Origin of the sequence: Leptospira licerasiae serovar Varillal str. VAR 010 (assembly GCF_000244755.1) — a bacterium.
In the GTDB taxonomy this organism is placed as follows: domain Bacteria; phylum Spirochaetota; class Leptospiria; order Leptospirales; family Leptospiraceae; genus Leptospira_B; species Leptospira_B licerasiae.
Genome location: NZ_AHOO02000005.1, coordinates 778,525 through 800,852 on the forward strand (window position 1 = coordinate 778,525; position 22,328 = coordinate 800,852).

At 42.0% G+C, this 22,328-nt stretch carries 20 protein-coding genes; 12 read left to right on the top strand and 8 right to left on the bottom strand.

Annotation, left to right across the window (positions count from 1 at the left end; genetic code table 11):
* Positions 1-22: 22 nt before the first annotated feature.
* On the bottom strand, positions 23-892 hold the full coding sequence (gene cyoE, locus LEP1GSC185_RS04045; RefSeq protein WP_008594634.1) for a heme o synthase: 870 nt from the start codon (positions 890-892) through the stop codon (positions 23-25).
* 5 nt (positions 893-897) lie between these two features.
* Positions 898-1,836, bottom strand: a complete 939-nt coding sequence (locus LEP1GSC185_RS04050; protein WP_008595665.1) for a COX15/CtaA family protein — start codon at positions 1,834-1,836, stop codon at positions 898-900.
* A gap of 322 nt (positions 1,837-2,158) precedes the next feature.
* Between LEP1GSC185_RS04050 and LEP1GSC185_RS20010 the strand changes: the two genes are divergently transcribed.
* From LEP1GSC185_RS20010 to LEP1GSC185_RS04095, 10 genes are all read left to right on the top strand, one after another.
* Complete coding sequence (locus LEP1GSC185_RS20010) at positions 2,159-2,317, top strand: hypothetical protein (protein ID WP_008593596.1); 159 nt, start codon at positions 2,159-2,161, stop codon at positions 2,315-2,317.
* A 23-nt stretch (positions 2,318-2,340) separates the two neighbouring features.
* Entirely contained in the window at positions 2,341-3,186 is an 846-nt protein-coding gene (locus tag LEP1GSC185_RS04055) for an SCO family protein (protein WP_008593786.1), read from the top strand.
* Between the two features lie 26 nt (positions 3,187-3,212).
* A complete protein-coding gene (gene coxB, locus LEP1GSC185_RS04060; RefSeq protein WP_008596140.1) occupies positions 3,213-4,238 on the top strand; it encodes a cytochrome c oxidase subunit II in 1,026 nt (341 codons plus the stop codon).
* Positions 4,239-4,249: 11 nt separating this feature from the next.
* On the top strand, positions 4,250-5,833 hold the full coding sequence (gene ctaD, locus LEP1GSC185_RS04065; protein WP_008594671.1) for a cytochrome c oxidase subunit I: 1,584 nt from the start codon (positions 4,250-4,252) through the stop codon (positions 5,831-5,833).
* Positions 5,820-6,599 carry a cytochrome c oxidase subunit 3 family protein gene (locus LEP1GSC185_RS04070; RefSeq protein ID WP_008595712.1) on the top strand — a complete coding sequence of 260 codons (780 nt, stop codon included), beginning with the start codon at positions 5,820-5,822 and terminating at the stop codon, positions 6,597-6,599. The genes ctaD and LEP1GSC185_RS04070 overlap by 14 nt, the downstream gene beginning before the upstream one ends.
* A gap of 163 nt (positions 6,600-6,762) precedes the next feature.
* Complete coding sequence (locus tag LEP1GSC185_RS04075) at positions 6,763-7,422, top strand: hypothetical protein (RefSeq protein ID WP_008594175.1); 660 nt, start codon at positions 6,763-6,765, stop codon at positions 7,420-7,422.
* A 112-nt stretch (positions 7,423-7,534) separates the two neighbouring features.
* Positions 7,535-8,098 (top strand): CarD family transcriptional regulator, encoded by a 564-nt coding sequence (locus tag LEP1GSC185_RS04080; RefSeq protein ID WP_008593510.1) that lies wholly within the window; start codon positions 7,535-7,537, stop codon positions 8,096-8,098.
* A 41-nt stretch (positions 8,099-8,139) separates the two neighbouring features.
* Positions 8,140-9,402, top strand: coding sequence for a PIN/TRAM domain-containing protein (locus tag LEP1GSC185_RS04085; protein WP_008594497.1), 1,263 nt, complete (start codon positions 8,140-8,142; stop codon positions 9,400-9,402).
* 125 nt (positions 9,403-9,527) lie between these two features.
* Positions 9,528-11,126: a phosphoenolpyruvate carboxykinase (ATP) gene (pckA, locus tag LEP1GSC185_RS04090; protein ID WP_008593933.1), complete on the top strand. Its 1,599-nt coding sequence runs from the start codon at positions 9,528-9,530 to the stop codon at positions 11,124-11,126.
* Positions 11,127-11,268: 142 nt separating this feature from the next.
* Positions 11,269-11,535 carry a phasin-related domain-containing protein gene (locus LEP1GSC185_RS04095; RefSeq protein ID WP_008595105.1) on the top strand — a complete coding sequence of 89 codons (267 nt, stop codon included), beginning with the start codon at positions 11,269-11,271 and terminating at the stop codon, positions 11,533-11,535.
* 56 nt (positions 11,536-11,591) lie between these two features.
* Here LEP1GSC185_RS04095 and LEP1GSC185_RS04100 read toward each other — a convergent pair whose 3' ends face one another.
* From LEP1GSC185_RS04100 to LEP1GSC185_RS04115, 4 genes are all read right to left on the bottom strand, one after another.
* Positions 11,592-12,308 (bottom strand): hypothetical protein, encoded by a 717-nt coding sequence (locus LEP1GSC185_RS04100; RefSeq protein ID WP_008594401.1) that lies wholly within the window; start codon positions 12,306-12,308, stop codon positions 11,592-11,594.
* Positions 12,309-12,311: 3 nt separating this feature from the next.
* Positions 12,312-14,150, bottom strand: coding sequence for a CHAT domain-containing protein (locus tag LEP1GSC185_RS04105; protein WP_008595455.1), 1,839 nt, complete (start codon positions 14,148-14,150; stop codon positions 12,312-12,314).
* A gap of 75 nt (positions 14,151-14,225) precedes the next feature.
* Positions 14,226-14,966: a hypothetical protein gene (locus LEP1GSC185_RS04110; RefSeq protein WP_008594354.1), complete on the bottom strand. Its 741-nt coding sequence runs from the start codon at positions 14,964-14,966 to the stop codon at positions 14,226-14,228.
* Between the two features lie 39 nt (positions 14,967-15,005).
* Positions 15,006-15,911: a sigma-70 family RNA polymerase sigma factor gene (locus tag LEP1GSC185_RS04115; protein ID WP_008595481.1), complete on the bottom strand. Its 906-nt coding sequence runs from the start codon at positions 15,909-15,911 to the stop codon at positions 15,006-15,008.
* A 34-nt stretch (positions 15,912-15,945) separates the two neighbouring features.
* Between LEP1GSC185_RS04115 and LEP1GSC185_RS04120 the strand changes: the two genes are divergently transcribed.
* Positions 15,946-16,854, top strand: a complete 909-nt coding sequence (locus LEP1GSC185_RS04120) for a M23 family metallopeptidase (protein ID WP_024863900.1) — start codon at positions 15,946-15,948, stop codon at positions 16,852-16,854.
* A 49-nt stretch (positions 16,855-16,903) separates the two neighbouring features.
* Positions 16,904-17,968 carry a histidine kinase dimerization/phosphoacceptor domain -containing protein gene (locus tag LEP1GSC185_RS04125; protein WP_008594504.1) on the top strand — a complete coding sequence of 355 codons (1,065 nt, stop codon included), beginning with the start codon at positions 16,904-16,906 and terminating at the stop codon, positions 17,966-17,968.
* A 2-nt stretch (positions 17,969-17,970) separates the two neighbouring features.
* On the opposite strand, the gene LEP1GSC185_RS04130 is transcribed toward LEP1GSC185_RS04125, so the two are convergent.
* Both LEP1GSC185_RS04130 and dnaE read right to left on the bottom strand, forming a co-directional pair.
* Entirely contained in the window at positions 17,971-18,513 is a 543-nt protein-coding gene (locus LEP1GSC185_RS04130; RefSeq protein ID WP_008593948.1) for a GNAT family N-acetyltransferase, read from the bottom strand.
* A 44-nt stretch (positions 18,514-18,557) separates the two neighbouring features.
* On the bottom strand, positions 18,558-22,079 hold the full coding sequence (gene dnaE, locus LEP1GSC185_RS04135; RefSeq protein WP_024863901.1) for a DNA polymerase III subunit alpha: 3,522 nt from the start codon (positions 22,077-22,079) through the stop codon (positions 18,558-18,560).
* Between the last annotated feature and the right edge of the window lie 249 nt (positions 22,080-22,328).

Here is a 22,328-nt window from a genome sequence, read left to right on the forward strand (position 1 = left end):
ACCGGTTTGGTGGACTTTTAAATTAGGCAGCGATGGAATGATCGATCAGAATTAAAATATTGATCAAAAATAAGTGAAGAATGCTAAAGAAGAAAAATCCCCTCGCAAATTTCGGTTCTGGGTTCTGGAACAATTTTACGGAAAGATAAAGTATGGAGATGCTCAACGCCACGGAAGAGATCATATACAGCCAACCCATGGAAGGTTCCGCCCAATAGAACGCGATCACTGATCCCACATACAGAATCGTATAAAACAAAATAGAACGTCCTGTTTCCTTTACACCTTTCACAACCGGGAGCATAGGAAAATTCGCGTCGCTATAATCTTCTTTCAAGAAGATTGCGAGCGCCCAGAAGTGAGCAGGAGTCCAGAGAAAGATCATCAGGAATAATATCCACGCAGGCAGAGGTAAAGAATTGCTAACCGCAGCATAACCTATTAGAGGCCCTACACAACCTGCTACTCCACCAATTACGATATTCTGATGAGTCCTCGGTTTTAAAAGAATTGTATAAAGAAAAACGTAAGCGAGAAGTGCTGCAAATGCACATATTGCTGTCAGCAAATTCGCAAAATAATATAAGATCCAAAATGCTGCGAAAGTCATCGCAAATCCCGCGATCCAAGCTTGAGCAACACTTATCCTTCCGGCAGGAAGTGGACGATTCGCAGTCCGTTTCATTTTAGAATCTCTGTCTATTTCTATGATCTGGTTAAAGACAAAAGATGCGGAAGACATCAAAAAAGTCCCAAGCATTGTCATAAAAACCAAAAGTGTACTTGGTGCAGAAGAGCCGCCCAGGTATAAACCCGGTACAGCAGTAGCTAATACCAGTGAACTCACCCTTGGTTTGATCATTTGGTTCCAGTCTGAAAGAAAACTATTCATTCTATTTAGGAAACCTTACTCTTAGAAAGCTCGGAAGCTCTCTGCACCCAAACTGCATACATGGATAAGAAAAGAAGAATGGCCACGCCGGTATGGGCGGCTGTCACTAATTTAGGGAGCTTCATATATACGTTTACAATTCCCAATCCTATCTGTATGAGCAGCAGAATGATCGCCGTTCTAACGTATTTTTTAGTCTCCGCGGAGAATCCTTTGAATATTCCGTAAAGGTTTATTAGAAGAATATAAAATGCAACCAAATAGGCGCCCAATCTGTGTTGTACTTGAATCTGAACTTTGGGTTCCGGGACGGAAGGTATCCATTCTCCGTTACAAGTCGGGAACTCTAAACAAGCGAGCCCTGCATAGTTGGAACTTACTCTTCCCCCTAAAATGATTTGGAAGAAGATCAACAATACTCCGATCAGCAGAGGGATTTGGTCCTTCTGCAATAAACTATTCTTTGTTAAAAACTCATTTGAATCGGTGGAATTTGCAAGATAGCGCGCTTTAAAAGTCGCGGTAACTATACAAAGTAAGAATAAAATAGCATTCAATAAATGGAGATTTACGGTAGCAGGATCCAATGAAAGAAGAACTGTCAAACCCCCCAGAGTAACTTGAGAAGCGATCAGTAGGATCCCTATGATAAAATAACCTAGAAAAGGTTTTCTAAGTTCCGGAACGATTGCGGTCCAGATAGTTCCAGCAATGAGCACAATTCCTAAAAATCCGGAATAATATCTATGTCCGACTTCCATAAAAATATTAAAATCGAAGTCCGGAAAAATTTTGCCGAAACAAAAAGGCCAATCAGGACAAGCGAGTCCCGAGTCAGTGGCTCGAACAAGCGGTCCGTACAATAAATTTAGAAAAATTAAAACTGAATACAGGACCAGAAAGAGAGAAAACTTTCTGAAATGAGAATAAGTAGAAGCGATCATTCTGTTTTTTCGGAGGATCCGAGCTCTTCTTTACCATACTTGAGCGCGATTGATTTGGGGCAAGAGATTTGATGTTTGAAAATCGAAAGCTTCCATTTTGATCTGAGACTAATTCTCATGCAAAATGCATTTTAAGATTCTGAAGAACGAACGTTCTAATACCCGACCTTCGGTCAGAAGCTTTTTATGTCCGTTCTAAATGCTTGAAAAGACTGAAAAGCAAAAACGCTTTCAAAAAAAGGACAGGTCTTCAAAACTGGTTGGTATCTTTCGCTTTTTACAAAAGTGAAACGTTTTTTTCTGATACTTTAGGAGTCATTCCATGAGCCAAAACGGAGACCATTACAACAAGGCAGGTTTTTGGACATTCGTGGTCGTATTGACCGCAAACATTCTTTATTTCGTTTATCTTACTGCGTTCCATAAAGGTGTTAAAGATTATAACGAAGTAGTTCCTTCCCACACTTCGGCAGCGAAGTAAGGAAAGAATCCGGGAATAAAACCTTGTTCTCCTCCAATCATCCGCAGCGTTTTTCTAAAGGTGCTGCGGCTCTAATTTTTTTTCTACCATTCCTATCCGTTCTATCCTTCGATACCGAAAGAGAACTACCTGCGCATGCAGTTCCTCCTGAGCTCGAAGGTGTAGGTCTGGAAGAAAAATTAGGAAACCATATAGATACTAATTTATCTTTCGTAGATGAGCAAGGTAAACAAGTCCGCATAGGCGACTATCTGAAAGAAGGAAAGCCGCTTCTTCTAACCTTAGTATATTATAGATGTCCTACTCTCTGCAGTCTTTATCTAAATGAGATCTCAACCGCTCTCAAAGAACTGAATTTAGAAGTCGGAAAAGAATTTAATTACGTAGCAGTAAGCTTCGATCCGAAAGAAAAACCTGATCTTGCAAAAGCGAAAAAAGAAGTATATGTGAAAGATTATGGAAGAGGGGACGGCTCCGGCTGGAGTTTTTTAACCGGAAACGATCCTGAAATAAAGGCTTTGGCTTCCAGCCTAGGTTTTACCTATAAATGGAATCCTTATAACGATCAATGGGTGCATGTTTCCGTTGCCTATGTGATTACCCCGGAAGGGCAAATTTCCAGGTATTTAAAAGGCATTCCGATGGAAGAAAGGACTCTCAGATTATCTCTCGTAGAGGCTGGAAACGGTAAAATCGGCGATTTGACTGACAGTGTTGCCCTTTTTTGCTTCCAATTTGATCCATCCAAAAATAGGTATACATTATACGCATTCAATATCATGCGAATCGGCGGTTTTCTCACCGTCGTTATCCTTGCAGCGTTCTTATTCCGCTTTTGGAAGAAACAAAACTCGTCTAGTACAGTATAAAAAAAGGAAGGAGTGATTTCGATCCGATGAACTGGTTCTCTTTTATTACGGCGACAAGCTTCATGCCGGTTCCAGCGACTAAAGAATCGGGAGATGTAGACAACCTCTATATCTTTCTTCTTGTTTCGGGCCTTATCTCTTTTATCATTCTCATTGGGGGAATGGTAATATTCATTTTCAAGTATAGAAGGAAATCTGAAGATCAGAAAAGTGCTTACATCACGCACAACACTCTTGCTGAGTTTCTTTGGTCCTTCATACCTTTCGTGATCATGATGGTCATCTTCGCTTGGGGATGGAGCGTGTTTCATGATCTTCGCCGAGTCGGAGAGAAAGGTGATGTTGAGGTTCACGTTACTGCTCGTCAGTGGGCTTGGACTTTCAAATACGCGAATGATATCGAGATCAATAGCCCTAGCGACAAAAAGTTAGTAGCTGACGATCCGGATTCTACTCTTCTCAAACCTGAGGTCGTGGTAGTTCCGGTTGGCAAAACCATTCGTTTCATTCTTACTTCAGATGACGTTCTGCATAGCTTCTATGTTCCTGCATTCAGGAACAAAATGGATGCGGTTCCCGGCAGAAGAACTACTTTCACTTTCACTCCGATTGAGAAAGGGGACTTCACAGTATTCTGTACAGAGTATTGCGGAACTAAACACTCCAATATGATGGCTACGATTCGTGTGGTGGACGGAGAGCAATTCGCTGCTTGGCAGGCCGAAAAACTCGCTGCTTCTGCCGGCGCGAGCACAAGAGGACCTGCGGAAAGGGGAGAAGCTCTTTTCAAAGGAAGCCTTGGATGTAGCGGATGTCACTCCATCGATGGATCCAGGATTGTTGGACCGACCTTCAAAGGTCTTTATGGCAATAAGAGAGAATTCGCAGACGGTTCTTCCGTAACTGCGGACGACGCTTATATCAAACAATCCATCCTTGTTCCTACAGCTAAGATCGTAGCTGGATTCCCTCCTGCGATGTCTTCCTTTCAAGGAAGGATCAAAGAGGACGAGATCAAGGACATCATCGAATTCATTAAGACGCTTAAATAGGATTACGGACAATGGCCCACGAGCAACATAATTACCTGAATCACCAAAAGGGGATTTGGTCCTGGCTTACTACCTTAGATCATAAGCGTATCGGGATCATGTACTTTATCGCGATCATGAGCTTCTTCTTCTTAGGAGGAATTTTCGCTTTATTAGTTCGCGCAGAATTATTCACACCGGGAAAGACCCTTTTTTCCGCAGACGTTTATAACAGAATGATGACCTACCATGGAGCCATTATGGTGTTCATGGTAATCGTTCCTGGTATTCCTGCAATTTTCGGAAACTTCGTTCTTCCGATCATGATCGGAGCAAAAGACGTAGCTTTCCCTAGATTGAATCTAATGAGCTGGTACATGCTAATGATCGGCGCTGCGATCACCGGCTCCACTCTGTTTATGCAAAACGTAGATACCGGTTGGACCTTCTACACTCCATATTCTTCCATTAAAACTGGAATGGGTGTGATTCCGATGGTTCTCGGAGTATTCATCATTGGATTCTCCTCCATTTTGACCGGTTTAAACTTTATCGTAACCACTCATAAATTAAGAGCACCTGGAATGACCATGAACAGAATTCCTCTCATGGTTTGGGCGCTTTATTCGACTGCGATCCTCCAAGTATTGGCAACTCCAGTTCTTGCGATCACTCTGCTTCTACTTGTTGCGGAGAAAACTCTCGGAGTGGGGATTTTCGATCCTCAGTTAGGAGGAGATCCGGTACTGTTCCAGCACTTCTTCTGGTTCTATTCTCACCCTGCGGTTTATATTATGATCCTTCCTGCGATGGGAGTGATTTCCGAGTTGGTTGCTACTTACTCTCGTAAAGTAATCTTCGGATATACTGCAATTGCTTATTCTTCCTTAGCGATCGCTGGGGTTTCCTTCTTAGTATGGGGACACCACATGTTCGTTTCAGGACAATCCGAGTTTGCGGGTGTTCTTTTCTCCTTTATCACAATGCTGGTAGGGGTTCCTACTGCGATCAAGTTGTTCAACTGGATCTCGACAATGTATAAAGGAAGCATTCGTCTGGATGCTCCAATGTTATACGCGATCGGGTTCATGTTCTTATTCACCATCGGCGGTTTGACCGGAGTGTATCTGGCTTCCACCGGTATGGACGTTCACTTCCACGATACCTACTTCGTAGTGGCTCACTTCCATTATGTGATGGTTGGTGGAACTCTGATGGCTCTTATGGGAGCATTGATCTACTGGTTCCCTAAAGTTACCGGAAAAATTTACAGCGACGTACTCGGAAGAATTTCCTGGGTCTTTATCTTCTCAGGATTTAACGTTACCTTCTTCCCTCAATTCATCTTAGGAAATATGGGAATGCCTCGTAGATATTACGATTATCTTCCTACATTCACCGAATTAAACCAAATGTCGACTTTCGGATCTTGGTTGATCGGAACGGGATTTTTGATCGGACTTTTCGGAGTGATTCATGCACTTCTAAAAGGAAAAGAAGCAGGCAATAATCCTTTCGGAGGAAAAACTTTGGAATGGACTATTCCTTCTCCTCCTCCACACGAAAACTTTGAAAAGACCCCAGTACTAACCGGAGGGCCATATGAGTACCGCTAATCACACAGGTGGTTTTCATCACGCGCATCATTTCGATAGCGCAGAACATCAATACGAGTCTTCCAAACAAGGGATCTGGTTATTCCTTGTTACGGAAATCCTGATGTTTGGTGGATTATTCGTAGGATATTCCATTTATCATTCTCTATATCCTCAAGTTTTTCATGCGGGAAGTAAGCAACTTTCCGTTGTCTTGGGTGCAGTGAACACGGTAGTTCTTCTATTCAGCTCCTTCACAATGGCGCTTGGAATTAACTATGTGCAAAGAGGTATGAAAAATAAGGCGATCATCGCTCTTGCAGTGACTATCGCTTGTGCTGCGATCTTCATGGTCGTAAAGTTTTTCGAATACACTCACAAGTTCCACGTAGGTACGGTTCCTGGAAAATACGCTTACACTGAAGAGTTAAGCGCTTCCGGCGAAAAGGTAACCAAAGTAGGCGCACTACTTGCCGAAGCTAACAAACTTAGTGTAGCAGAAAGAGAACACAAACTTCATCTGGACGAGACTGAATACGAACACCTTACCCTTTTGGAAAAAACCAAAAACTGGCCTTTGTTCTTCGGATTCTATTTCGTAATGTCAGGTATTCACGGTTTGCACGTTCTTGCAGGTGCATTCCTGATCTTTTGGGTACTTTTGAAAGTGATCAAAAACCAAGTTGGTCCTGAATACTACACTCCAGTCGAAGGAGTAGGTCTATTTTGGCACGTAGTTGACTTGATCTGGATTTACCTCTTCCCTCTTCTTTATCTGGTGGGATAGGTTAGAATTACCAAGCAAGAGACCGAAAGGCCTATTGCGAAAAAGCCGGGGCGCTCGCTCCGGCTTTTTTATTTTCTGCACCAAACTGAGGACTTAAAAAAACTGCAAAGAAACGGCAAATCCTGCCGATATTTGAAAAGAGACAAGTTTTCCCGGACGCAATATGCAAAATATAGATTATTCCAGAAGACTGAGACAATCCGGAACCAGAGGTCCGGCTCCACGTCAGGGAGAGTCTTTTCCTACCGTGCAAACCATCCAGCATGTGAGGGGAGGAAATTCTCCGATCCGTTCTTTCCCAAGCTCCAGATCCATTTTTTTGGTTTTGGTGGGAGCCATTTCACTTTTTACAGGCGGAGTAGTAGTCGGTCTTAGATTGGATCAGAAGGAGCAAGCATTTGCTCAAAACGAAACCCAATCTTTTTATAATGCGGGAAAAAACGTTAGAACGGAACAATCAGTAGAAGAGAGAGAAAATTCTTCTTCCGAAAACGTAAGCTCCAATGTTACGGAAAGTTCTACTGAAACTTCTTCTTCTCAAAACTCGAGCAAAAATCCTGGTCTCAAATTTCCGGCAAGATCGGATAAGGAAAATTATTTCCTATCTATCCCGACCGAAGACTCTGTAGAGGCGATGGAAATTGGAAAAAAATTGCTTAGAGCAAAACCGGAATTCCAAGGAAGATTTTTCAGATCCAAAGACGGAGAATTATTTTTAGGATACTTTTACGGAAAAGAAGAAGCTGCCAAGGCGCTGGAATCCATTCGTCCTCTGAATGATCCGATTTTTCACAAAACTTCCATTCACAAACTTCAATTTTGATCTGAATTTTCGAACAAAGTTCAGATCTGAGCTTAAACTCATTTTTTCCTTGACTTTGCCTCAAAATTTGCTATATTTTTGGGCAGAGTTTTAACGGAAGTCTTAATACTAATTGGCTGGCAAAAAGAAACAATCTGGCTACGATCATGGCGTAGGTGACTACGTCGTATATCCGATCCACGGGGTAGGTGAAATCACCGAAATCGCTAAAAAGGTTATCCTGGGAAAGAAAAAAGAGTGCTACGTAATGGAAATCCAGGGTAGCAAGATGAAGGTGATGATCCCGGTCGATAAAGCAAAGCAGGTCGGGATTCGACCGATTATCGACAAGAAGGATATCAAAAAAGTTATCAATCTACTCAAGAAAGACGAGGTCGATACTGAAGAGGACTGGAAGATCAGGTACCAAAACAACCTGAACAAAATAAAGTCCGGATCGATTTTCGAAGTGGCGGATGTGTGCAGGAATTTATTCCGCAGGGCAAACGGTAAAGAACTGTCCATCATGGAACGGAAATTGTACGAAAGTGCGTACAATCTAGTTAAGATGGAAGTCGCCCTAAGCAAAGGAGTTTCCCAAGAAGAAGCTGGGAACCTTGTGTCAGATGTTCTAGCTAGTACATTCGCTCCGGGAGAAAGAGTTCCCGTAGCAGCAGTCGACATAGACGAAGAATAATTTCCGATAAAACTCGAATCTTATTTAAAAGGATTTGAGTTATGGCGTATTTTTATAAAGGTCTAACGGCCGTCTTACTCTCCTTAGTGTCGTTCTTTGTAACGCAAAAGCAAACTCAAGAGTTTGTATTTTCAGGCTCCAGTGCAGGGCTTGTACTCGTTATTTCTCTCGTACTTTTGTTCGGTGAAACTAAACTATTTCCAAAACTTCGCGGAGACGTTATTTTTTGTGTAGGCGTGGGTGCATTATTAGGATTCGCCCTAGCTTGGTTTATTGGAACTATCATTCGTTTCGAGGAATTGAATCTTGCATTGTACCTGATCCTAGGTCTTTTCGGAGCTAGAGCAGGTAAGTCATTTGCAAAAGAACCTGGCCTTTCCGTATTCGGAGGCGGCGCTTCCGGACCTACTTCCCTAGTAGATCCATTCGGTGTTGCTTCTATCGGTAAAGACGAAGTCAGAGACAAAATCCTGGATACTTCCGTTGTTATCGACGGAAGGATATTAGATATTGCTGATACACATTTTATCGACGGACCTCTCATTCTACCTAACTTCGTATTGAGAGAGATCCAGTTGATCAGTGATTCTTCTGATCCGATCAAAAGAGCGAGAGGACGCCGAGGTTTGGAGATGTTGAACAAGCTCCAAAGAAAAGGTTCTATCGAAGTTAAGATCACTTACAAAGATTATTCCGATACTAGAGAAGTGGACGCTAAGTTGATTAAACTAGCTAGAGACACCGGCGGAAAGATCGTAACTAACGACTTCAACCTCAACAAAGTTGCAGAACTCCAAGGAGTAAAAGTCCTAAACTTGAACACCTTGGCTAACGCATTAAAACCTGTCGTCCTTCCTGGAGAAGAATTAGCTATCCAAGTCATCAAAGAAGGAAAGGACGAAAACCAAGGTATCGGCTATCTAGAAGACGGAACCATGGTAGTGATAGAGAACGGCGGACATCTAGTCGGAAAAGAAGTGAAAGTTACTGTTACTTCTATCATACAAACTGCAGCCGGAAAAATGATATTCACCAAGGCCAACGGAAACAGTGGCTTTGATAAAAGTGAACGCGCCCCTGAAAAAGAAAACAGAGGCGGTAAGGGCGGAGAACGCGGAGAAGATCGTGGAAATAGATACGATCGTGGGGACCGAGGAAACGAGGAAAGAGGTAACCGTAAAGATTACCAAAACAAAAACCAGGGCCGCGGCAATTACCAAGACAGAGGCGATAAAAACGAGAATAAGGGAGATGATTTCGGAAATCGTAAAGACTTCCAAGATCAGCAGCAACAACAGCAATAACCCGCCCCTAAAGAGACAAAATGCGGGTCGGATTTAGGAGTTGCTTCCAAATTCGACCCGGTTCCGAATTGACGGTATCTCACTCCGAAAAAAAATTGAAATACGATCTCAGCAAGGAGAGCCAAATGCAGGCCCAGACGCAAGTGAAGGGACTGAAGGAGCTCGGTTTAGAGCCCTCCGAAGTCTTCCATAACCTTTCATACGACGAAATTTTCGAACACGAAAAAAATAACGGGGAAACGGTAATTTCCTCTAACGGAACCATGATGGTAGATACCGGTATTTTTACCGGACGTTCTCCGAAAGATAAATACTTCGTAGATGAACCTTCCTCTAATAAGAATATCTGGTGGGGTCATATTAACTTTAAAGCTTCCGAAGCGGTTTTCGAAGAACTTTATCAGAAATGTGTAAACTACCTGAACGGAAAAAAACTCTACGTATTCGACGGATATGCTGGAGCGAACCCTGAGACCAGAATCGGTCTTCGAGTAGTTTCTGAAAAAGCTTGGCAGCATCACTTCTGCACCAACATGTTCCTTCGCCCTACTAAGGAAGAGTTGGCTAACCTTCTTCCTGAATTCACTATCATCAATGCTTGCGGAGTGAAGAACGAAAAATACAAAGAGCATGGCCTGAACTCGGAAGTATTCGTGATCTTCAACCTAGCAAAAAAACTTTGTATCATCGGCGGAACCGAGTACGGCGGAGAAATGAAGAAGGGTATCTTCTCCGTAATGAACTACAAGTTGCCGTTACAGGGAATTCTTTCCATGCATTGTTCCGCGAATATCGGGAACAAGAATGGCGACACCGCTTTATTCTTCGGACTTTCCGGAACAGGTAAGACTACTCTTTCCACCGACCCGAACCGCAAACTGATCGGAGACGATGAGCATGGTTGGGACGATAACGGAATTTTCAATATCGAAGGCGGTTGTTACGCGAAAGTAATCAACCTGGATCCTAAGACGGAGCCTGAAATTTTCGAAGCGATTAAAAAAGACGCTCTTTTAGAGAACGTAGTTTACGACGAAAAAACGAAAGTTGTAGATTATACTTCCGCTGCTAAAACCGAAAACACCAGAGTTTCCTACCCGATCTACCACATCAAAAATATCCAAGTTCCTTCCAAAGGCGATCATCCTAAAGTGATCATCTTCTTGACTTACGATGCATTCGGAGTTCTTCCTCCGGTTTCTCGTTTGTCTATCGAACAAGCAATGTATCACTTCTTATCAGGTTACACTGCAAAAGTTGCCGGAACTGAAAGAGGTGTTAAAGAGCCTACCGCTACTTTCTCCGCTTGTTTCGGAGCTGCGTTCATGACACTTCACCCAACTGTTTATGCTAAGTTGTTGGGAGAAAAAATGCGTAAACACAATGTGCGCGCATACATGATGAATACAGGACTTGTAGGTGGAGCTTACGGAACTGGTAAGAGGATGAACCTTCCTTCTACTCGTAAAATTATCGACGAGATTATGAACGGAAACATCGATAAATCCGCTTTCACAAAGCACCCGATCTTCCAAGTTGAATATCCTAAAACCGTAGAAGGTGTGGATAGTTCCATCCTGGATCCTCGCGAGGCTTGGGCTGATAAGGCTGCATACGATGAGTCCTCTAAGAAGCTTGCAGGCATGTTTATTGAGAACTTCAAAAAATATGCAGAAGGTTCCAAAGACTTCGACTTCACAGCGTTTGGACCTCAGTTAGGCTAACAGCTTTAAAAAGTCGGATTTATTTCCGGAGGAGTAAGTGGGATTTTCACTTACTCCTTTTTTATGCCCTCTTAGTTTCGGTAAGTTGTTGACAAACCGTTGTGCGGCGCATAATCATCATACAATATATAGGATCAAAAGTATGGAAAAGGAAATCAAAGAAGCGCTGAATTTCGCGATCGGAGCGGCAAAAACCCTGAGGGAACAAGCGGACAGTATTCTTTTAAAAGTGGAAAAAGAATTTAAAGAACTCTCCGCAAAAGGTTCTCAAGATCAAAGCGAAGTTGCAAATAATCTTAGAAAGTATATCGAAGACGCATTACGTTCCGTGGAAGGTCTTGCTGGCCAAGTTAATTCCAAAGTAGAAGAAGCGAAAAAAGAATTCGGTAAGAAAAACTCTAACGACTGAGATCTCACTACTTTTCGTTTTTAATCTTCCCCACCAATCCAAATAGATTTTTACAATTAAAGCCTGGGATCATCCGATTCCAGGCCCAACCATTTCGCCAATCGTTCTTTAAAAGAGATCGGAGGAGGACTTTCCATATCCAATTCGAAAGAAGTATTCCATAAGGAGATTCCCTGTTCGAATTTGATCTTCAGGATTTTGAGAATCATCTCTCTCGAACTAGTAAACCATTCGGAAGAAGGGATACCTTTTTCGATTAAGTAACCTTCTATCAGATCTATACTTCTATAATCCGAAGAAAGTGCAGAATAAGAAAAAGAATCATCTGCAAATTCGGAAAATACATTCTCCCATTCATCTGCAAAATTTCTTTCTTTATTCCTACAATCATAGGCTTGGCAGATAGAAGCTCCGTAAAAGGAATAATTCTGGCTACGAGGATCTCCGGTGTAAACAGGATGGATCATGCAGCCTATTCTGCTTCTGACATTTGTCTCCGGAGAATACCCATTTATTTCTTCCGTAAGCATTCCTAAAAAAGGGCAGTTATAGGTAAGCGGATCTTTCTTAACGTAATTTTTTTCAGCTTCTTCCCTTACCTTTCTGAATTCGGCCATTGTATAAGGTTTCGAGAAGTCCACTGACTCTTTAAAAGTTTCGGTCCTTTCTTTCAGGATAGTTCTGAATTGGTCCGGCTTTAATTCAAGATTGAATAATCCGCAGCAGGCTCCGCAGGAAAACGGAACGTTTGCGGAAGGTTGGCAAAGCCCCACTACTTATAAACCGCCGTGAGGCAAATTCCCTGCTTTAGAAGGGAGAAATCCCAAGAACGCGAGTTCTAATTCTTTGGTCTCGGGATTTTCCACTATATTACAGTTTAGAGGGAATATCTGCATTCTATCTTCGTGAAAAACGATTACCTTTCCTCTATACTTTTCTATCTGCTCTCCTATAAAATCTTGTTTGATCATAGGAGCAGCTACTAAGGAGGATTCGGGTTTTAAACCGCGGAAGAATAGATGATTATTCGAGTTTGTAGAAACTAAGAAAACGCTGATCCTTTCTAGCTCCTCTAACTCTGTCAGAAGGTTTTCGAAATAATACTGGAATGTGATCAGATATCCGTCAGCTGATTCAGGTTGGATCTGTCCTTTGGAATATAGATCAATCCATTGGATCATCTTAGAGATAGTATCCTTGTTAGCGAAAAGTATTTCAGGTAGATCGGTAACGACAGGAGTTATCTCCAATTTCCTGAAGTCATGAAGGCATTGGAATATCAGTTCCCACCATCTTTCCGTATTATACGCATCGTCCGGATTATTCGGGATGTATTTTCCTAATGAATGATTTTGGTGATCGCTAAATAATATTCCGCCGATCACTTTGGAAAACTCCTCAAAAGCAAAGATCAGATACTCCATCAATTGATAGGAAGTGAGCGATTCTTCTTTTTGTTTTTCAGTGAATTTGTAATAGGATGCCGCAATCGGGTTAGGATAAAATTTGAATATTAAAGAAGGATTAATTATTTTATGAACAGGTTTACCTTTTGCGGGATCGGAAACCACTCTGATGATCGGCTGCCCGTGCAAACTGTAATTGGTCCAAGTTAGATCGCTAGGATCGTAATTCCTTCTGGCGTGTTCTTTTGCAAGATACAAGGACTCGCCTATACTTCTATCTGCAAATAAGTTCGTATAAAATTGGATCGTGAAATCGATCGTATTTTGATTGTCTGCGATTTCCCAGTTAGTACCGATAAAACTTTTGATCCCGGACATCAAAAAGGATCCGGCAAAATTGTTCATTAGATCCGCGTTCAGATTTCTGGTCGCGCTCTTGTTGGATTGGCAGGAGTTGGAGAATACCATATCGGTATTGAATCCTGAGTTTTTGATCTCTCTTGCTTTCAGGATCTTTCCTTCAGAGATTAGCCATCCGTTTTCCAAAGGATCGTCTGAGAAGTAAAGATGTCCAGAGTAATGGATGATATTCTTTCCTTTGATGAGGGAAAGAAGTTTTAATTTAGTAACCTGACGCCCGCCGATAAATTCTATCTCTAATCTGGAACTTGGTACCTTCTCGCTTAGGACCCTAAAGATCTGCTCTCCTTCTTTTTGGGCCCATTCTAGATCCTCGGTTGGATCCGCAATGATGAGCATCCTGAGCTTCTCCTTCTCTTTGAAGGCGCCGCTACTGGATTCTCCTCTTACGGTTTTCCCTATATAGAATTTGTCCGAGAGAAAACAAGTACCATCATGTAGGAGTTCCCACGGGATCACTCCTAACTTAGGATCTATATTAAAGTGAAGGTATTTTTCAGTAGTAAGTCTGAGTTTTTCTTGGATGGCAGCAGGGAAAAACTGATCGTAAAAAGTCTCTCCCAAGATCTTTAGATCGTGAAGAATGTCCGTTTCTAAAGTCGGGGTCTGTGCCGATTTTTGGTGGATCGCAACGGAAACACGAACTAAGTTTTCGATTTCCTTAATATACTCTAAGATTAGGTCTTCGTCCATTGTGGACTGAAGATGCGATTCTGATCCGCTGCCGGAACTATCTAGGATATTGAATACGTTTACGGCACCGACTCTGTCTATGATTAGGTTCAGCATTGGATCTAAAAACTGCGCCTAAGAAGTTTCCTCGCCGTGACATAAGAGTCAGGAAGGAAACTGGTTACAACGCTCTTAATCCAAAAGGATAAAGAGATCTATGGATTTAGACAAGTCTTTTCCCTGAAACTCTACTGTGTACTTTCCTTCTCTCAATCCGGAGAAATTAGTGATCCCTTCGGAGTTGAATTGGTTGGAAAGTATGAATCTTCCGTCCTTAGAAAGATTTACTCTTTGGAAATCTTCCGGTCTTGGACATTCGATTTTGACACTTAAGTAAGCAGTTTCTTCGGTTTCTTGTACGACTTGGTAAGTGAACTTGCAGTCCTTATCCATTTTTTCTTCAAATACGATGAACTCGGAAGAAGAAGGCGATTTAGCTACTGCAGAACGCATAGCAGGCGCATAATCTACACGAGTATTGATTTGAAGAGTTTCGATCAGGCTTCCGAAAAGTTGTGCTCCGGATTTTCCTAATTTAACTACGATGGATTCTTTTCCTTGTGCCTTACGGGCTAATTCCATTTCCACATATCTTTTCAGATATTCTGGAAAGGGTTTAACCTGCCATCCTTCGTTTAGTTCGGCCTTATTCAGATCCAAGTCCTCTTGGAAGGATTGGAAAGAATGTTTACGTGAAGCTGAATCGAAGTAGGACTCGCCGGCAGCTTTTAGACTAGCCTGGAGAGCTTCTTCCATTCTAATAAGTTCGTTTTGTAGTTCGGTGTCTTTTTCTAGTTTAGTCAGAACTTCAGGTTTCCCTTCGAATAGTGACTGGATGATTTCTGGCACCGAGTTTTCGCGGTTGGATTCCATTTGAGTAAGATTCTCCAATAGGTTTTAAGACGATTCTTTCTACTCAGACAATTCGGAAAATTTGAGTTTTTTTTGTATTTTTTCGATCAATCTGAGTAATGTAACGCTCACATTTCCTTCGGTTATCCCTAAAAGGTCAGCAACCTCTCTGTACGGGGTTCTTGCTAGGAAATGGCCTTTTTTGCGTTTTTCTAAGAGTTTTTTCCTTTGTTCGTATTTCTTCTTTAACGCTTGGGAAGTTTTATCTACTTCTTGAGGGAGTAAGGGCGCTTTTTTAACAGTTATAGTCTGTTTTTCTTTCAGCTCTAGAATATTTAAATATAGAGACGTAATCTTGTCTTCCATACGTATATTCTCTTCTTCCCGCTTGGAAAGTTCGGAGCGAAGACCTAAAATTTTCTTTTTAATTTCCTCTACACCAAGATTCGTTTTTTCGATCAGGAATTGGATCTCTTCCTCGTCTAGGTTGAGATAATATATATAGGAAAGTTTAAAAATGACTCTCTTCTCTACGCCGATCTCTCCCAATACCTGGTGGAAATGTTTGGTCAGTTCCTGGGCTTCTTCCACTAGATCCGGGCGAAGATCCGGTTCGTCTTCGATTGTGGCGTATTCTTTTCCTTCCTTGTTGATCTTTCCAAGGTTGGTCATTTTCAGCTCTCGTTTGGTCCTTTGCCAATCAATGAGCATATTACGTAGAACGGAATAGAACCACGTTCTAAAACTTGATTTACCTTTGAAGCTAGAGAATCTGGCTCCGGTTTTCAATCTTTCGAACGCGTATAAGAAGAAATCTCCGGCGTCATCTTCACTAAGGTGAAAAATCTTCATCGGAAAATTGTAAATATCTTCGGAATAGGACTCGAAGAATAACTTGAGGGCGGCCTCGTCTCCTTCCCCGCAACGGGTAACTAGGTCGAGGGTTTTATCCTTTGACAAATTCATTCTTTATGTAACCTTGCACCTGAGAGCCAACGATATGAGACGTAGTATATCCCTCGGAATTATCTTGGCCGCGTTCCATCTAAGCACCTTTGCGCAAAACGATAAAGTAATAAATTTTCTTTTCCCGGTGAAAACCGACGGAATCGAGAACAAGGTCACCTCCGTATTCGGAGAATCCAGGGGGGACCATTTCCATAACGGAATGGACATCGCTTCTACTGGAGAACCGGTTTTGGCAATGGCAGAGGGAAAGATCCTCTATTCACGGTTTGGCGAAGACGATCCTTTTGGGGAAGAATTCGGTACAGGAAACTCAGTGTGGCTGGATCATGGAAATGGGACGTACTCTTCCTATTACCATTTAAAAGACGGACGGCTTCCCGGTTTATTAGAAGAGCGTCTAGTTGCCGCGGGGGAAAAGATCGCCTACACCGGAAACACAGGTCACTCCAGCGGTGCCCACCTCCATTTCGTCTTACTTAAGGATTTTGGAAAGATCATCCAGGACCCTATGAAGGTTTTGCCTATCGTGGAAGATGAAAATCCTCCAGTGATCGGAAATTTACTCATTCATCAGGACGAATATAAATACAGTCAGGTAAATGACGGGGACAATATCAATATATCTCGTGCATTTCCGGTGACAGTCGGCATCCAGGACGCCGGAAAAAAACCCGGCCAGAGAAGGGGTGTTTCTCAAATCCAAGTTTCCTTGAACGGTCAATTATTAAAGAAAGCTAGCTTCTCCAATCTACATTATGAAAAAGGAGAATGGAAAAATTCGGAAGGTTTTCCTTTTTCAGACCTTTATTATAAGGACCAATATTTGGTAGGTAATTTGGATTTTCGTAATGGAGAAAATGTGATCAAGGTTTTGGCTTGGGACTTCCGCCAGAATCTTACAGAAAAAACATTCACTTTCTACGTAAATCGCATCCGTTAACCGTCCAATAAGCCATTCGATCCGCTCTTTCGGAAAATAGGGTGCCCTTATGTTTGAGATCATAGATATCCCAGGTCTGCCTCGCAAAAAATTTCTTTTAGGGATAACGATTGTAGTCGGCTTTATGTCAGCCGCAATCTTGGGCTTTGAATTTTTAACAGGAAATCATACATTCAGGCCCGGCTACACAGTTGCAGGGATCACTTCTATCTTATGCTGTTTTTTACTTTATAAATCCAGATATAAAGAAGCAGTTTATCTTTCTTCCTTTTTGTTTGCCTTGGCATTGGGACTTGGAGTTGTTTACGGTCCAGGCGTAAAAAATGCGGCTGTTTGGTTTCCGGTTTTAGTTTTTTTTCAACTCTACTTTTTCAATCGTAAGATGGCCCTTCTTGCTATGTTCTATTGTTTAGGGCTTATCTTTTGGAAGACAGGTATTCCGATCGGATCTAGCGGCAGTGAAATTTATACCGACTCGATTGCGTCACTTTGTATTCTAACGTTATTCGCCATTTTAATAGGAGCAAATTTGGATAAGTTGATCTTGGACAAAGATGTTCTTTTAAAAGAGCTATCTCATCGGGTCAGGAATAATATGCAAGTGATCTTGGAGATGGTTTCCTTTCTGAAAGATTCGGAACATTCTATGGAAACTAGAAATGTTTTGCAGATTCTAGAAAGAAGAATATTGGCTCTTGCTTCCGTTCACGCCGTTTCACAAGACGCCGAACATATTCAAAGTGTATCGATCGGAGAAGTGATCGAAAATTATCTGAATCGCATCGTTTCCAAATACAAAGCTTTGCCTAACTTGGATCCGGTGGCAAAACATTATCAACTGGATGTAAAAGAAGCAAATCTTCTTCTTTTGGTTTTAGGGGAGATAGTTTCCGCAACTTCCGAATCTGTTACGAACCACGTGGAAGATCTGAAGATCAGTTTTAGGAATCCTACCGTCAAAACTTTGGAGCTACAAGTAGAAGGGGCAAATTTGATGGAAGGGGATTGGAGCCGTTTTTCTAGAGATTTGCTCAGTCATTCAGGCGGGGATCTTAAAGTAGATCCGAGCGGTAATGGAAAAGTTTCGGCCAGTTTGGTAACTTTAAAAAGATAACTTTAAGTTCTATTTTTCCAATCTTCCGAATGAATCCTGTAAAGTACATGAGTTCTAAGGGGAGATCCTAATTTCACTCTGGGATGTTCGAATTCTCCGGAATAACTGAACCCTAAACTATTCATTACTCCTCTAGAAGGGTGATTGATCCTTGAAGTAAAAGAAACGATATCTTTTACGCGGAGATTTTCGAATCCAAATTTTAAAACTTCTGCAGCGGCTTCTTTTGCGTATCCTCTTCCCCAAAAGTTTTGGTTCAATCTCCAGCCTATTTCTATGGCAGGTGTGAAGAATGAGTTAAAATTCGTGTTCATAAGCCCGGTGAATCCGAAAAAATTTCCGGAAGACTTTTCCTCTAAAGCGAATAGTCCGAATCCGTATCTTTCCCAATGTTTGTTAATACGAAGAATGAGTGTTTCCGTTTCAGATTTATTGAGTAATTTTGGAAAAAATCTCATTACACTCGGATGTGAATTCATTCTGGAAAAAGGTTCCAGATCGGAGGCTTGCCATTTTCTTAATACTAGGCGGGAGGTTTCTAACATTTGCGGACCGAAAAAGCAGGATCGACTGGAGACCGTGGAAAGACTTACATCTTAACTGCTTGTCTTGTTCCGTTTGTTCCGTAGAGTCTTACATTATCTCCGAAACTTTCGTAAACGGTTTCTTCTCCCAGTAGTGTAACCAATCGATTCATTAATTCCGGATTCGGTTGTACGGAATAATGATTATGAGCACGGATTACTTTCTTTTCCTCGTCTCCGGATATCAAATGGAAATACACTTGGGAATTTCCCTGATAGGCTGCGAGTAAGGTATGAAGTTGGCCGATTATATCCGGCATTTTTCTATGTCGGTCTCCTAGTTTGATATGAAGCGCCTTCTCCATTTTGTCTTCGATGGTGGCATCGTTTAAAATCTCGAAGCTATTTACTTTGATCTGCCCTCTGAGCTCCGATTCTCCCGCTTCTATCCTGTCCAGGTCCCCTTTTAGAAATACTGCTTGGTCTTCTTTGATGATCTCTTTGAACTTTTGATATACTTTCGGGAAGGCCACACATTCGATTTCTCCAGTGCGATCTTCCAGTTTGAAATTTACGAATTCTTCTTTTTTCTTGGTGAACTTGATCTTTAAAGAAGTTAGAATTCCGACTACTTCTACCTTGTTACCTGCTTTGATATTATCCAAGGTTTCGATAGGGACAGAGTTCAGACTTTTTAAGTGACCTTTATATTTATCTAATGGATGCCCGGAAAGGAAAAGACCCGTAACGGATTTTTCTCTTCTGAGTTTTTCTTCCATCTCCCATTCGTCTGCGTCTTTCGGAAGTTTTAATTCGTAGCTAAGCCCGCTATCTCCGAAAAGCGAGAATTGGCCTTCTCTAGATCTTTCCTGTTCTTTTTGCGCAAAAGAAACTAAACTATCCATAGACTCAAATAAACATTTTCGAGTGTAGCCGAAAGAATCTAAGGCGCCACCTTGCACTAACGCTTCGAGAATTTTTTTATTTAATACTCGAGTGTCTATATTGGTCATGAACTCGGTGATCTCTTTAAATCCTCCGAGATTTTTTCTGGCCTGGATAATATTTTCTGCAGCGCCTTCTCCTACTCCTTTCATTGCGGAGATCCCGAAACGAATTGTTTGGTCATCGATTACGGAGAAGGATACATCGGATTCGTTTACATCCGGAGTTAAAACGTTGATCCCCATTTCACGGGCGTTATTGATATATTTTGTAATGTCGGTCGTTTTGGAATGATCTCCGGCGAGCAATGCGGCCATATACTCGGTCGGATAATTTGCCTTCATATAAGCGGTTTGATAGGTGACTAACGCGTAAGCCACGGAGTGGGATTTGTTAAATCCGTATCCTCCGAATTTTTCCAGCTGATCAAAGAGTTCTTCTGCGAATTTTTTTGCATGACCTTGCTTTTGAGCTCCGTCTATGAACTTGACCCGTAACGGATCCATGAGTTCTTTTTTCTTCTTGGCCATAGCCTTTCGGAGCATATCCGATTCGCCCATGGTGTATCCGCCCACAACACGGGAAATGCTCATCACTTGTTCTTGGTAAACAGTGAGTCCGAAAGTTTCCTTTAAGATAACTTCGCAAGAAGAATGCGGATATGTAACAGGTTTCTTTCCGCTCTTACGCTCCAAATATTCTTCTAACATTCCCGATTCCATCGGACCAGGACGATAGAGTGCGATTAAGGCTACTATCTCGTCAAAGTTGGAGACCTGGCTTCGAGCCACAAGATCCGTAATTCCGGTGGATTCTAACTGGAAGATCCCAAGTGTATTCGCTTTTCGTAATAATGCGTAAGTGTTTGCGTCATCCAGAGGGATTTTATCCAGATCTAATTCGATCCCTCTTCTTTCTTTTACGAGTTTGATCGCATAGTTTAGGGTCGTTAAGTTTTTGAGACCCAGGATATCCATCTTGATAAGACCGACGGATTCTAAATTATTTTTTTCGTATTGAGTTACGATAGAACGAACGCCTGGCTTGTCCTTCTCCGCAACCGTAGAAAGTGGAACTACTTCCTCTAAAGGAAAAGGTGAGATCACGACACCGGCTGCGTGGCGTCCAGGTTGTCTATGGTTCCCTTCCAGACGTTTAGCGATGGCGAATATCTTTTTGTTTAGATCGTCTTTTTCACTGGCTTGTTTTAAGTCACCGGACATAGCCAGAGCTTCGTCGATTGTGATACCAGGTTTGCTTGGACAATAACTTGTGAGTTTATTCGATTCTTCATAGGGAAGATTCATCACTCTGGCAACGTCTTTGAGTGCGGCCTTTGCTCCTAAAGATCCGAATGTGATGATCTGACCGACTCTATCTTCTCCGTACTTTTGGCGGATATAATTGATTACTTCTTCTCGGCGTTCCACGCAGAAGTCGGTATCTATATCCGGCATATCCTTTCTGTCCGGATTTAAAAATCTTTCGAAGAGTAGATTGAAGCGTAGAGGTTCTACGTTGGTAATTCCAAGTGCGTAGGCTACGATAGAACCGGCCGCAGATCCTCTTCCTGGGCCTACAGGGATCCCGGTTTTTTTGGCGAAGTTGATATAATCTTGAACGATCAAGAAGTAACCTGCGAAGTGCATACTTTTGATCGTGTTTAGCTCGAACTCTACTCTTTCTTTGATCTCGGAAGTAACCTGAGGATAACGTTGGTTAATTCCTTCCCAAACCAGTTTTTCCATAAAACCGTATTCGTCGAAGCCGTCCGGAACGGCGAACTCAGGTAGAAGATAATTGCCGAATTTTAATTTGAGATCTACTTTATCACGAACTTCTAATGTAGAATAAAATGCTTGGGGAAGTTCGGGGAAGAGCGCTTTCATCTCCGCAGGACTTTTGACGTAGAAGTGTTGGTTGAATCCAAACTCCATCTCGTCTTCTATGTTCTTTCTCATTCCGATACGAAGAAGAATGTCCTGAGCTTCTTTATCGTCTTTTTTTAAGAAGTGAGAATCGTTTGTGACTACTAATTTGATGCCAGTCTTTTGAGCAAGATCGTATACTCCCTTGGCTACGATATCCTGTTCAGGAATTCCGTGGTTTTGGATCTCTAGATAAAAGTCTTCTTTATTGAAAATTTCGTTTAGTTTTCCGGCGAGCTGGAAGGATTCAGGGGCCTTACCTTCTAAAATTTTACGATTCACTTCTCCCGCAAGACAAGCAGTAAGACAGACTAGGCCTTCGCTATGTCTGTCCAGAAGATCGTAATCGATCCTTGCCTTCTTATAAAAACCTTCGGTATAAGATTTACTTGCGAGCTTTATTAGATTTTTATAACCTACTTCGTTTTTAGCGAGAAGAATTAGATGGTATGCGTTTCCGTCGGCGATCTTAAATTCTTCGGTTTCGGCTTTTCTGTTCGGAGAAACGTAAAATTCGCAGCCGATGATTGGTTTTACACCTGCTTTGGTCGCTTCGTTATAAAATTCAATGGCTCCGAACATGTTTCCATGGTCCGTCATTGCCACGGAGCTCATTCCAAGCTCCTTAACGTGCTGCATTAGCTCTTTGATCCGGATCGCCCCGTCGAGCATAGAGTAAGTTGTGTGGAGATGAAGGTGGGCGAAGTCTTCCATACCAAGGGACATAATAGAAACCGGGTCCTGTCTCCGTCAAGCGGAGTAGCCGGAAATCTCAAAAACCGGTTTCGGATTTCCGTATCGAAATGCCAGAATTTCCCGAAGGCTTTCCTTGAGAATCATAATGGGAAAAAATAATAAAATCCATACTTTTCAAGCGACCCATAGGGAGCGAGAAACCCGAAGGTTTGCCGCTATGCTAACTCTTTAACGAACTTATCCAAAGGACCCTCCTGTAATGATTTT